Here is an 11,913-nt window from a genome sequence, read left to right as displayed (position 1 = left end):
CGTGCGCGTCGCCGTTTTTTATGCCCGTCGGCCGCCGCCGGCCCTCAAACAATGCCTTTCTTGCGCGTCGACAGCGCGGTTTCCGACAGGTCGATCTCGCGAATCAGCTTCGTCAGCGTCTCGTCGGAAATCTTGCTGTCGCCGCGCAGCCGGTACAGCGCCGAGCGTTCCGCGCGCACGGCCGCGATCCGCATCTGCAACTCCATCGTTTCGGCCTGCTGCGCTTGCGCGCGCGGCGTGGGGCCGTCGTCGGCCAGCGCGGCGAGCCGTCGGCGGTATTGATCCATCACGCGTGCGGAGATGTCCGCGCAGCGCGCCGCGCCCGATTCGTCGAGATCGGTCGAGATCGCGTCGTGCGACGCATCGATCGCGCGGATCGCGGCCTGCGCGGCGGCCGAGCGTGCGATGCGCTCCTCGTCGCCGAGCGGGTTGCGCGACGAGCGCACGCCGCGCAGCAGCAGCGGCAGGCCGATCACCGCGACGATCAGCGAGCCGAGGATCACGGCCGACGCGATGAAGACCGCGGTGTCGCGGCCCGGCAGCGGGGCGCCGTCGGACAGCGCGACCGGGATCGACAGCACGCCGGCGAGCGTGACCGCGCCGCGCACGCCGCCGACCGTCATCACGGCGATCGTGCGCACGCCGGCCATCGTGCCGGCGAGGCCATGGCGCGCGGCGCGGCGGCTCGCGAACCAGCGCAGCAGCCACACCCACAGGAAGCGGATCGCATACAGCGCGAGCATCATCGCGCACACGTTGAAGATCATCCGGCCGACCAGCGCGTCGCTCGTATGGTGCGCGTCGACGAGCGCACGGCCGATGATGTGCGGCAGTTGCAGCCCGAGCATGATGAATACCATGCCGTTGAACACGAACTCGATCAGCGCCCACGTGCTTTCGGCGCGCACGCGCGACGCGACGGTGCTTTTGCGCGAGAAGCTCGTGTAGTTCATCATCATCCCGGCCGACACGGCCGCGAGCACGCCCGACAGGTCGAGGTGCTCGGCGAACAGGTAGGCCGCGAACGGCACCAGCAGCGTCATCACGATGCCGGGCGCCGGGTCGCCTTCCTGCTCCGCATTCAGGAAGCGCGTCGACAGCGCGCTGAACAGCCACGCGACGATCGCGCCCGTCGCGAGCCCGCCGGCCGCGACGATCACGAACGTGACCGACGCGGCGCGCAGCGAGAATACGCCCGTCAGCGCGGCCGCGATCGCGAATTTCAGCGCGACGAGGCCCGACGCGTCGTTCATCAGCGCCTCGCCTTCGAGGATGTGCATCAGTTGCGGCGGAATGCGACCCTTGCCGGCGATCCCGGACAGCGCGACCGCGTCGGTCGGCGACAGCACCGCCGCGAGCGCGAACGCGATCGGCAGCGGCAACTCGGGAATCAGCCAATGCGCGAAGTAGCCGACTGCGAGTACCGTCATGAACACGAGCCCGAATGCGAGCATCAGGATCGCGCGGCGCTGCAGGTAAAGCTCGCGTTTCGGAATCCGCCAGCCGTCCGCGAACAGCAGCGGCGGAATGAACAGCAGCATGAAGATCTCGGGGTCGAACGTGACGTGCAGGTTCAGCTTTGGCCACGCGAGCATCGCGCCGAACGCGATCTGCATCAGCGGCAGCGGCAGTTGCAACGGCAGGAGACGCGTGACGGCGCCGGACAGCGCGACGGTCAGCAGCAGGATGAGGACTGTGAAAACGATTTCCATCGAGACGGCGAATAACGCGGAATGAAACGATCGTACGGAGTGTAGCGTGCCGGCGTAACGGGTGCGCTCGAGTGGCCGGTGCGTGCGCACGGGAATGGTGCGTCGAACACGCGCCACGGTGGTGCGGCGGCCCCGCACAGCCGCATGGCGCACGGGTTGTCGGCACCTCGCACGGAGCTTGCTTGAGGGAGAGCAGCCGCCCGGCTTGCGCCGGGTCACCGAGGGTCCAACCAATGACATGGCGCGCCGTCCCGTTCGTCGTTTTTCGCCGGACGCCGGACGTCGCGTTCGACTGCATCACCAGGAGGAAGGCATGACGATCGTGCAACAGGAGCGTCCGGCCGCCGCGTCGCCGTACCGGTTCGAGCGGGAGATGAGCTCGGGCTTGGAACGGCTGGCGACGCAGCACCGCGACCTGACGCTCACGACCGTGTTCCAGCCGATATTCAGCCTGTCGCACCAGCGTGCGGTGGGCTACGAGGCGCTGCTGCGCGCACACGATGCGCTCGACCGCCCCGTGTCGCCGCTCGACGTGTTCGGCGAAGCCGCGCGCCGGGACGAACTGCTGCAGCTCGACCGGCTCGCGCAGGCGCTGCATCTGGAGAACTTCGCGCTGCTCGGCGCGGAGCGCGAGTGGCTGTTTCTCAACGTCCATCCGGGTGTGCTCACCGATCCGTTCCAGGCGGCCGCGCTGCTCGCGAACCTGAAACGGCTCGGCATGCCGCCGCGGCGCATCGTGCTCGAGGTGCTCGAACAGCGCGCGGAGGACGTCGAGCGGCTCGCGGAGGCCGTGCGCGAATTCCGCACGCACGGCTTCCTGATCGCGCTCGACGATTTCGGCGCGGGCCACTCGAACCTCGAACGGATCTGGCAACTGAACCCGGACATCGTGAAGCTCGACCGGATCATGCTGTCGCACGCGGCGCACCGCACGGGGCTCACCGCGATCCTGCACGGGCTCGTGACGCTGCTGCACGAGGCCGGCAAGCTGGTGCTCGTCGAAGGGATCGAGACCGAGCACGAAGCGCAGATCGCGCTGTCGTGCGAGGCCGATTTCGTGCAGGGCTACTACTTCGGCCGCCCGGCGCCGGGGCTGCCCGACAGCGCGGCCGCGACCGGCTGCATCGGCGAGCTGACCGAGCGCTTTCGTCAGCAGACCGAAGCGCGCGAGCGGCGCGACGCGCAGCGGCTCGCACCGTACCTGCGCGCGTTCGAACGGGCGGCCGAGCGCCTCGCGGGCGGCGAGCCGCTCGACGAGGTGTGCTGGAACTTCCTCGCGCTGGACGCGGCCGCACGCTGCTTCCTGCTCGACGCGCAGGGCCGGCAGTCGGGCCGCAACGTCGTGCTGCGCGCCGATCGCGCGCTCGCCGAGGCGCGCTTTTCGCCGCTGGCGGACGCGCAGGGTGCGAACTGGCTGCGCCGGCCGTATTTCCGCTCGGCGATCGCCGAACCGGGGCGCGTGCAGGTCACGCGGCCGTACCTGTCGATCAACGAGGCGCAGCCGTGCGTGACGCTGTCGGTGGCCGTGCGCGTCGGCGATGCGCAGCGCGTGCTGTGCGGCGATATCGACTGGATCGACGAGGACGCGCAAGCGGCGTAGCGGCACACGGTCGGGATGCGGCGACCGACGGCGCGGGGGCGGCCGTTGCGTTCGCCGCGCGCTTCCCCGACAATGGCGCGACCGCGGCCGTCGTGACCGCGCGCGCCGTCCCGGGGGCCACCATGGCGGCGAATATAAAAAGGAAAATGCCATGAAGCGACCGATTTCGCTGACCATCCTCGCGTGGATCATCATCGTGACCAACGCGATCACCTGCGTCTATACGCCGTTCTCGATCGGCATGCCGACCACCCAGGCGCTGATGTCGCACTACCTGCTGCCCGTGTGGGCGACGTTCGGCATCAGCATGATCGTCGAGGCCGCGAATGTCGTGATCGGCATCGCGATCCTCAAGGGGCGCGAATGGTCGCGCAACGCCTATATCGTGACGTTCGTGTTCGGCATCGCGTTCTCGTTGATCAACATGCCGGCGTCGATGCTCGCGGTGCTGATCCCGGGCGTCCTGCTGTTCGCGGTGTTCGTCTACCTGCTGTTCCGGCGCCCGGCGACCGCGTATTTCCGGCAGGCCGTTGCGTGAGCGTCGTGCGTAACGCGCTGGCGATCGTGCTGTTCTCGATCGCCGGCTTCTGCGTGATCGCCGCGCAGATGGTCGCGTTCATGAAGGTCGGTCAGGCGGGCGCGACGACCGTATTCGTCGCCGTGCTGTTCGCGGTGTCGGCCGTGCTGCTCGCCGCGGGTATGTTTGCCGGCGCATTCCGGCCGCGTGCGCGCGGCGCGGGCATCACGCTGCTCGTCGCGGCCGCGACCACCGCCTTCGGGATGATCGGCTGGGCGATGCTCGTGCTCACGCCGGCGATCGTCGACGTGATGCAGCAGCAGGGCGCGTACTTCAACGCGCGCATGTTCCGGTTCGTACCCGGCACCGCCGTGACGGCGTTGTCCGCGCTCGTCGGCGTCTGGCTCGCGCGGCGCGGCTGACGTACTGGGCTGAAACACGCGGCTGAGGTACGCCGCTGAAGCATGCGGCCGCCGGCACGCTGGCGTCCGTCGCGCGGCTCGGCTAGGATGCGCGAATTGTCCAGACGATTCGCGGGCCGCCCATGAACCGACATGCCGCTTCTCCCATTCTCCTCGAAGTGATCGCCACGACCGTCGGCGATGCGAAGGTCGCCGCCCGCGCGGGCGCCGACCGCCTCGAGCTCGTGACCGCGATCACCGAAGGCGGGCTGACGCCGAGCGTCGGCCTGATCGAGGCCGTCGTGGCCGCCGTGCCGATTCCCGTCAACGTGATCGTGCGTCCGCACAGCCGCTCGTTCGTCTATGACGCCGACGACCTGCGCGTGATCGAGCGCGACGTGCGCGCGGCCGTCGCGGCCGGCGCGAGCGGCGTCGTGTTCGGCGCGCTCGATCCGCGCGGCGACGTCGATCTCGGCGCGCTCGCCCGGATCGCGGCCGCCGCCGACGGGCGCGCGCTCACGTTCCACCGCGCGTTCGACGTCGCGCGCGATCTGAACGCCGCGTTCGACGCGCTGCTGCGCGTGCCGGCCGTCACGTCAGTGCTGACGTCGGGTGGCCATCCGTCGGTGCTCGACGCGGTCGCGACGATCACGCGGCTCGTGCGGCAGGCGGCGGGCACGACCTGCACGGTGCTGGCCGGCTCCGGGCTCACGATCGACGCGGTCGGCGATTTCGTGCGCGCGACCGGCGTGCGCGCGGTGCATTTCGGTTCGGGCGTGCGGCCGCGCGGCGAGGTGCTGGCGCCCGTCGACGCGCTGCGCGTCGAGCGCGTGCGCGCGGCGCTCGACGGCGCGGCGTCGCACGTGTAAGCGTATGCCGAAGCTGCGTGTTGGCGCGTCGAGAAGACCGTCGATGCATGGCGCGCAGCGCGACCCGATGCAGACGATCGGATGAAAAAAAGCCGGGGCATGCCCCGGCTTTTTCGTCGGCGGGCGCGGCGCGCCGGCCGTTGCCGCTTACGCGTTTTCCGCCAGCGCGTCGGCCTGGCTCGCGCGGATGCCGAGGCGCTCGAACAGCGCGCGGTCGCGCTGCGTCTGCGGGTTGCTCGTCGTCAGCAGCTGATCGCCGTAGAACATCGAGTTCGCGCCCGCGAGGAAGCACATCGCCTGCATCGCGTCGTCGAGCTGCTCGCGACCGGCCGACAGGCGCACGACGGCCTTCGGCATCGTGATGCGCGCGACCGCGATCGTGCGCACGAACTCGAACGGGTCGAGCGGCGCGGTACCTTCGAGCGGCGTGCCTTCGATCGCGACGAGGTTGTTGATCGGCACCGATTCCGGATACGGGTTCAGGTTCGCGAGCTGCGAGATCAGGCCCGCGCGTTCGCGGCGCGATTCGCCCATCCCGATGATGCCGCCGCAGCACACGTTGATGCCCGCGTCGCGCACGCGGTCGAGCGTGTCGAGGCGATCCTGGTACGTGCGCGTCGAGATCACCTGGCCGTAGAACTCCGGCGACGTGTCGAGGTTGTGGTTGTAGTAGTCGAGGCCCGCGTCGGCGAGCTGCCGAGCCTGTTCGTTTTCCAGCATGCCGAGCGTCATGCAGGTCTCGAGGCCGAGCTCCTTCACGCCGCGCACCATCTCGGTCAGCGCCGGCATGTGGCGCTCCTTCGGGTTGCGCCACGCGGCGCCCATGCAGAAGCGGCTCGCGCCGTTCGCCTTCGCCGCGCGCGCGGCGTCGAGCACCGTGTCGACGTCCATCAGCTTCTCGGCCTTCAGGCCCGTGTCGTGATGCGACGACTGCGAGCAATAGCCGCAATCTTCCTCGCAGCCGCCCGTCTTGATCGACAGCAGCGTCGACAGCTGCACCGCGTTCGCGTCGAAGTGCTCGCGATGCACTTGCTGCGCGCGGAACATCAGGTCGTTGAACGGCAGCTCGAACAGCGCGACGACGTCGGCGACGCGCCAGCGCTGCGACGTCGGAGCGGCCACGGGGATCGCGGCGGGTTGCACGGCGGCGGTCTGGGCTTGGGTCATTTCGTTTTCCTGTCCTGGCGGGATGGGGGATCGGTTGGGTCAATGCCGCGCGGTGCGCAGCGACTCGACGAGCGCGGCGATGTCGAGCATCGCCGCGGCGGATTCGGGGGCGGCCGGCGTCATGTGCGCGATGCGGCCGATGAGCGGCGCGCGGTGCTCGCGCGCGAGCCAGTCGCGAATCGTCGCGACGTTCTCGTCGGCGAACGACATGGCCGGGTCGACATGGTTCGCGACCCAGCCCGCGAGCGTGAGGCCGCGCTGGCGAATCGCATCGGCCGTCAGCAACGCGTGGCTGATGCAGCCGAGCCGGACGCCGACGACGAGCACGACGGGCAGGCCGAGCGCGACCGCGAGATCGGCGGTGTCCTGCGTATCGTTCAGCGGCACGCGGAAACCGCCGACGCCTTCGACGACGACGACGTCCGCGCGCGTCAGCGCTTCGCGATGGCACGCGACGATCGTGTCGAGGTCGAGCGTCACGCCTTCCTGCGCGGCGACGATATGCGGCGCGGCCGGCGCCTTCAGCAGGAACGGCGTGCGCAGCTCGGGCGGCAGCACGACGTTCGCGGCCGCGTCGAGCTGGTCCGCGTCCTCGTTGCGCCACACGCCGTCGCGTTCGTACGCGCCGGCCGCGACCGGCTTCAGCGCGGCCGCGCGCAGGCCGTGCCGCGCGAAGCCGTGCAGCATCGCGGCCGACACGAAGGTCTTGCCGATTTCGGTGTCGGTGCCGGTGACGAAGACGGACAGCGGGGCGGGGGTCATGCCGCGGCCTCCTCGCTGGCCTGGATCAACGCGGCTTCGAGCCTTGCAAGATCGTCGAACGAATGCGCGGCCGACAGCGACACGCGCAGCCGCGACGTGCCGGCCGGCACCGTCGGCGGCCGGATCGCCGGCACCCACAGGCCGTGCGCGTCGAGCGCGCGCATCGCCGCGAGCGTCGCGTCGTTGCTGCCGACCACGAGCGGCTGCACGGCCGTGTGCGAATCGACTGGCTGCCAGCGCGTGTTGCGCAGCAGCGCGCGCGTGCGGTCGATCAGCGCGGCGAGGTGCGCGCGTCGCGCGTCGCCTTCGTCGCCCGCGATCACCTTCAGGCTTGCCGATACCGCATGCGCGACGGCCGGCGGCGCGGCCGTCGTGAAGATGTAGCTGCGCGCGCGCTGGATCAGCCATTCGATCACGGTCTCATGCGCGATCACGAACGCGCCCGCGACACCGGCCGCCTTGCCCAGCGTGCCGACGTACACCAGATGCGGCGAACGCAGCGCGGCGGCCGCGAGCGCGCCGCGACCCTGCGGGCCGAGCACGCCGAAGCCGTGTGCGTCGTCGACGACGATCCACGCGCCGTGGCGCTCGGCCAGCGCGACGAGTTCGGCGAGCGGCGCGAGGTCGCCGTCCATGCTGAATACGGTGTCGCTGACGATCAGCTTCGTTTCCGCATCCGATGCGTCGAGCAGCGCGGCGAGCGCGGCCGTATCGGCGTGCGGATAGACCTGCACGTTCGCACGCGACAGCCGCATGCCGTCGATCAGCGACGCGTGGTTCAGTGCGTCGGAGAAGATCGTCGCGCCCTTGCCGGCCAGCGCCGTCATCGCCGCGAGGTTCGCCATGTAGCCGGTGCTGAAGTACAGCGCGCGCGGCGCATCGGAGAAGCCGCCCGCGAAGCCCGCGAGTTCGTCTTCCAGTTTGGCGTGCGCGCGCGAATGGCCGCCGAGCAGGTGCGAGCCGCCGCTGCCGGAGCCGTAGCGCTGCGCGCCTTCCGCGAACGCGGCGACGAGCGCCGGATGCGCGGCGAGGCCGAGGTAGTCGTTGCTCGCGAAGCCGACGATCTCGCGGCCGTTCACGGTCATGCGCGCGTCGCACGCGGTGTCGGCGATGCGGCGCACGCGGCGCAACCCTTGCGCGTCGAGGTCGGCGAGGCCGCGTTGCAGGGTGTCGAGCAGGCTCATCGGCCGAGGTCCTCCAGCGTCGCGTCGAGCGTGTCGCGCGTGCGTTGCGCGAGCCACGCGATGTCGTCGTCGCTCATCACGTACGGCGGCATCAGGTACACGGTCGTGCCGATCGGGCGCAGCAGCAGTTCGCGTTCGAGCGCGTGTTCGAAGAAGCGCCGCGAGAAGCCGCGCGCCGCGTCGCCGTCGAGCGCGACGTCGAACGCGAACAGCGTGCCGCGCTCGCGCAGATGGCGCACTTGGCGGTGCGCGTCGAGCGGCGCGAGCGCCGCGCGCAGCATCGACGATTTGCGGACGTTGCTTGCGAGCACGTCGTCGCGCGCGAACAGGTCGAGCGTCGCGACTGCCGCGCGGCACGCGAGCGGGTTGCCGGTGTACGAATGCGAGTGCAGGAAGCCGCGCGTCGTGTCGTCGTCGTAGAACGCCGCGAACACGTCGTCGCGCGTGAGCACCAGCGACAGCGGCAGGTAGCCGCCGCTGATCCCTTTCGACAGGCACATGAAATCGGGCCAGACGCCGGCCTGCTCGCACGCGAAGAAGGTGCCGGTGCGCCCGCACCCGACCGCGATCTCGTCGGCGATCAGATGCACGCCGAATTCGTCGCACAGCGCGCGCAGCCCGCGCACGTACGACGGATCGTGCATCGCCATGCCGGCCGCGCACTGCACGAGCGGCTCGACGATCAGCGCGGCGATCCGGTCGCCGCGTTCGGCGAACAGGCGCCGCACGTCCGCGAGCGCGCGGCCCGCGACATCGGCGGCCGTCTCGCCCGGCAGCGCGCCGCGCGCGTCGGGCGACGCGACCACGTGCGCATGGCGGATCAGCGGGTCGTACGCATCCTTGAACAGCGCGACGTCGGTCACGCCGAGCGCGCCGATCGTCTCGCCGTGATAGCTGTTCGCGACGCAGACGAATTCCTGCTTGTTCGCGCGGCCGCGGTTGCGCCACGCGTGGAAGCTCATCTTCAGCGCGATCTCGACGGCCGACGCGCCGTCCGACGCAAAGAACGCATGACCGAGCGTGCGCGCGGTCAGCGCATGCAGCCGTTCGGCGAGCTCGATCGCCGGTTCGTGCGTGCAGCCGGCGAGCATCGCATGCTCGAGCGTGTCGAGCTGGTCCTTCAGCGCCGCGTTGATGTCGGGGTTCGCATGGCCGAACAGGTTGACCCACCACGAGCTGATCGCGTCGAAGTAGCGGCGGCCGTCACGGTCGTACAGCCACACGCCCGCGCCGCGCGCGACGGGGACGAGCGGCAGGCGCTCGTGGTGCTTCATCTGGGTGCAGGGATGCCAGACCGCGCGCAGGCTGCGCGCGACCCAGTCGTCGGTGGCTGGCGTACTCAAGGCGACTCCGGGGGTAAAACGGCCGCGCGGCATCGACGGGATGCCGCGCGGCGGAATACGAAACGCGCAGAGATTAGCGTGTTCCGCCGGACGTTGCACTAGCGGTTACAAACGCCGCACAGCCTTGCTGGGCGGGAGTTCGGCGCAGTTCGGGGGTGCTCGGAACGGAACGCGGCGGATCGGGCGAAATGCGCGCAGATGACGACGTTCGAGTGACGCCCCCCGACAGAAAAAATCGCAGGGCGAGGGCCGGCCGGGTGGCGAAATATGGGGAACGATGATGGTGCGGGTTTGGCGGCGACGACGGGCAGTCTTGCTTCGTGCATCGTCAGATCGACAGGGGCGCGGAAGGCCCGGACGGCTGGACGAGATCTGGCGCGAATTCAAGTCGATTGCTCGTAAAAACGAGCATTACGCGGCGTGTGCTCGATTTGACGAACAGGCGGGGAGTGCCGCGGCGACCTTGAATCGACGGTGCGCGAAGGGGAAGCGAGAGGAACGACAGCCGAGCGTCAGCGCGAAGCCAGCGCGCGCGTATCGGTATCGCGGGTGCGATCGTCGCCGTTGTCGGCCGTCTGTGTCGTGTTGGCGTTCCACACGACGCGGTCGTTGACCGCATACAGCCGGCACGCGCCGGCGCCTTGCTTCGCGCAGTTGTCGAGCGCGAGCGCCATCGGGTCGTCGCCGCCTTCGGCCCACGACCACGCGCCTTCCGACGACACCGCGAACGCGCGGCTCGGATGCTGGTTCAGGAAGCGGCGATAGCCTTCGCGGCCGGCTTCGTCGACGTACGGCACCGCGTTGACCGCATCGATCGACGCGTAGCCGGTGGCCTTCGGCTCGTGCGGGTCCGCGACCGCATAGCGCACCGCGGTCGGCAGGTTCAGTTCGGCGAGGAATGCGTTCACGGCCGGCCACCACACGGGCACGCCGTCGCGATCGACGATCAGCCGGTGCGCATCGTCCTTGTAGCGGCCGAAATCGATGAAGCGGGCCTGCGTGCCGTGCGACACGTACGCATCGTGCATCTGCGCGACCAGCGCGGGCGTCCACACCGAATCGTTGTCGCCGTACAGCCACAGCGACCGCACGGCCGTATGCGCGCCGTAGTGGTCGAACGCGTCGACGAGGTTGCGCTGCCAGCCGTCGCACAGGTCCTGGCGCAGCCCGCCGGAGAAGTTGATGATGCCGCGCACGCCGGCCGCGGCTTCGGTGCCGTACGCGACGGACGCGAGCCCGCCGTGCGACGTGCCGGCGACGACGATGCGCGACGCATCGACGTACGGCTGGCGCGACATGTAGCGCACCGTCGCATCGACGTCGGCGGCCTGCGCGAGGCCGTTCTTGCCGACGTTGCAGCCTTCCTGCTGGTACGTGCCGTCGGAACCGGCGAAGCCCTGGCGATTCGGCGCGATCACCGCATAGCCGCGGCGCACGAATTCGCGCGCGAACGCGAGCGGCCGGCTGCGCGGCTGCAGATGGAGATCGCCGGTATTTTTGCCGTGGTTGAAGACGACGAGCGGGAACGGGCCGGGGCCGTTCGGCTTGAACAGCGTGGCCTCGAGCGTGATGGCGCCCGACGCGTCGGCCGGAATGCGGAGGATCTGCTCGTTGAGGTCGGCGGCGACCTGCGGCAGGTTCGAGTCGGCGTAGTCGAAATGCTCGGCATGAGCGAGCGACCCGCTGGCGCTCGCACCCGTATTGGCGCTCGGCAGCGTACCGGCCTGAGCGGCCGACAGCGCACACGCCGCCATCCATCCCACCAATACCTTGCTGAACGCCATCCGTAAGCCCTGCCATGCAACATGACCAATTCGAGCCCATCGTAGCCCGACAAAATCAGGTTGTGCAATGCGGGAATTACCCGGCGTTTGACATGGCAACTATTTGTCAGCGTTCACTTACTTCGCCGTCGACATAGCGCCAGAATCCCTGCTCGTCGCGCTCGAAACGGCTCGTCTCGTGGAGCCGGTAAGCGCGTCCGCCGACCTTGTAGCGCGCCACGAATTCGACCTCCGTGTGCCGGTCGTCGAGCGGTACGTGCCGTTTGACCGCGAGGCCGAGCCAGCGCGGCGCGTCCGGCGCATCAGGGTCGGTGTCGAGATCGGGCGGGCAGGTGCGCGCGGCCCACGTCGCGCGCAGGTAGTCGGTCGCGCCGAGCACGTACGCGCTGTACCGCGAGCGCATCAATTCGAGTGCGGTCGGGGCGGCTTGCCCGCCGTCGATGAAGCGGCCGCAGCAGGCCGCGTAGCGCGGCGCCGGCGCGTTGCCGCCGGGCGGGGGGGATGCGCCGCCGCACGGGCACGCGTCAGGTCGGTTCGAAATCATGCGAAATGCGAATTAACAACGTCCGGTTGC

Annotated in this window: 11 protein-coding genes; 4 read left to right on the top strand and 7 right to left on the bottom strand. The window is 69.8% G+C overall.

Translation table 11 applies throughout. The annotated features are described in order from the left end of the window. Positions 1-44: 44 nt before the first annotated feature. Positions 45-1,712, bottom strand: coding sequence for a Na+/H+ antiporter (locus HWX55_RS18040; protein WP_124593465.1), 1,668 nt, complete (start codon positions 1,710-1,712; stop codon positions 45-47). A 313-nt stretch (positions 1,713-2,025) separates the two neighbouring features. Between HWX55_RS18040 and HWX55_RS18035 the strand changes: the two genes are divergently transcribed. The 4 genes from HWX55_RS18035 (at position 2,026) to HWX55_RS18020 (ending at position 5,099) form a co-directional block, all read left to right on the top strand. Continuing rightward, the gene (locus tag HWX55_RS18035; RefSeq protein WP_124557498.1) at positions 2,026-3,312 is read left to right on the top strand and encodes an EAL domain-containing protein; all 1,287 of its coding nucleotides are present in this window, start codon (positions 2,026-2,028) and stop codon (positions 3,310-3,312) included. 151 nt (positions 3,313-3,463) lie between these two features. After that, on the top strand, positions 3,464-3,850 hold the full coding sequence (locus HWX55_RS18030; protein WP_050014335.1) for a hypothetical protein: 387 nt from the start codon (positions 3,464-3,466) through the stop codon (positions 3,848-3,850). Further along, positions 3,847-4,251: a hypothetical protein gene (locus HWX55_RS18025; RefSeq protein WP_175976697.1), complete on the top strand. Its 405-nt coding sequence runs from the start codon at positions 3,847-3,849 to the stop codon at positions 4,249-4,251. Before HWX55_RS18030 ends, HWX55_RS18025 begins: the two co-directional genes overlap by 4 nt. 122 nt (positions 4,252-4,373) lie before the next feature. Then, positions 4,374-5,099, top strand: a complete 726-nt coding sequence (locus HWX55_RS18020; RefSeq protein WP_175976696.1) for a copper homeostasis protein CutC — start codon at positions 4,374-4,376, stop codon at positions 5,097-5,099. 147 nt (positions 5,100-5,246) lie between these two features. Here HWX55_RS18020 and bioB read toward each other — a convergent pair whose 3' ends face one another. The 6 genes from bioB to HWX55_RS17990 form a co-directional block, all read right to left on the bottom strand. Next, entirely contained in the window at positions 5,247-6,266 is a 1,020-nt protein-coding gene (bioB, locus tag HWX55_RS18015; RefSeq protein WP_126363599.1) for a biotin synthase BioB, read from the bottom strand. A gap of 39 nt (positions 6,267-6,305) precedes the next feature. After that, positions 6,306-7,028, bottom strand: coding sequence for a dethiobiotin synthase (gene bioD / locus HWX55_RS18010; RefSeq protein ID WP_175976695.1), 723 nt, complete (start codon positions 7,026-7,028; stop codon positions 6,306-6,308). Beyond that, a complete protein-coding gene (gene bioF / locus HWX55_RS18005) occupies positions 7,025-8,212 on the bottom strand; it encodes an 8-amino-7-oxononanoate synthase (RefSeq protein ID WP_175976694.1) in 1,188 nt (395 codons plus the stop codon). Before bioF ends, bioD begins: the two co-directional genes overlap by 4 nt. Further along, complete coding sequence (gene bioA / locus HWX55_RS18000; protein ID WP_175976693.1) at positions 8,209-9,555, bottom strand: adenosylmethionine--8-amino-7-oxononanoate transaminase; 1,347 nt, start codon at positions 9,553-9,555, stop codon at positions 8,209-8,211. Before bioA ends, bioF begins: the two co-directional genes overlap by 4 nt. Positions 9,556-10,067: 512 nt before the next feature. After that, complete coding sequence (locus tag HWX55_RS17995) at positions 10,068-11,339, bottom strand: CocE/NonD family hydrolase (RefSeq protein WP_175976692.1); 1,272 nt, start codon at positions 11,337-11,339, stop codon at positions 10,068-10,070. 106 nt (positions 11,340-11,445) lie between these two features. After that, entirely contained in the window at positions 11,446-11,883 is a 438-nt protein-coding gene (locus tag HWX55_RS17990; RefSeq protein WP_175976691.1) for a YchJ family protein, read from the bottom strand. Positions 11,884-11,913 lie beyond the last annotated feature (30 nt).

This window comes from Burkholderia sp. BCC1047 (genome assembly GCF_902833155.1).
Taxonomy (GTDB): Bacteria; Pseudomonadota; Gammaproteobacteria; order Burkholderiales; family Burkholderiaceae; genus Burkholderia; species Burkholderia sola.
This window is presented reverse-complemented; position numbering and strand designations above follow the sequence as displayed.

What these genes read in the sequence shown, in the direction of transcription:
- HWX55_RS17990 (WP_175976691.1), bottom strand. Translation starts at nt 11,883, where the DNA reads ATGATTTCGAACCGACCTGACGCGTGCCCGTGCGGCGGCGCATCCCCC.
- HWX55_RS18020 (WP_175976696.1), top strand. Translation starts at nt 4,374, where the DNA reads ATGAACCGACATGCCGCTTCTCCCATTCTCCTCGAAGTGATCGCCACG.
- HWX55_RS18040 (WP_124593465.1), bottom strand. Translation starts at nt 1,712, where the DNA reads ATGGAAATCGTTTTCACAGTCCTCATCCTGCTGCTGACCGTCGCGCTG.
- HWX55_RS18030 (WP_050014335.1), top strand. Translation starts at nt 3,464, where the DNA reads ATGAAGCGACCGATTTCGCTGACCATCCTCGCGTGGATCATCATCGTG.
- HWX55_RS17995 (WP_175976692.1), bottom strand. Translation starts at nt 11,339, where the DNA reads ATGGCGTTCAGCAAGGTATTGGTGGGATGGATGGCGGCGTGTGCGCTG.
- bioB (WP_126363599.1), bottom strand. Translation starts at nt 6,266, where the DNA reads ATGACCCAAGCCCAGACCGCCGCCGTGCAACCCGCCGCGATCCCCGTG.
- bioD (WP_175976695.1), bottom strand. Translation starts at nt 7,028, where the DNA reads ATGACCCCCGCCCCGCTGTCCGTCTTCGTCACCGGCACCGACACCGAA.
- HWX55_RS18035 (WP_124557498.1), top strand. Translation starts at nt 2,026, where the DNA reads ATGACGATCGTGCAACAGGAGCGTCCGGCCGCCGCGTCGCCGTACCGG.
- bioF (WP_175976694.1), bottom strand. Translation starts at nt 8,212, where the DNA reads ATGAGCCTGCTCGACACCCTGCAACGCGGCCTCGCCGACCTCGACGCG.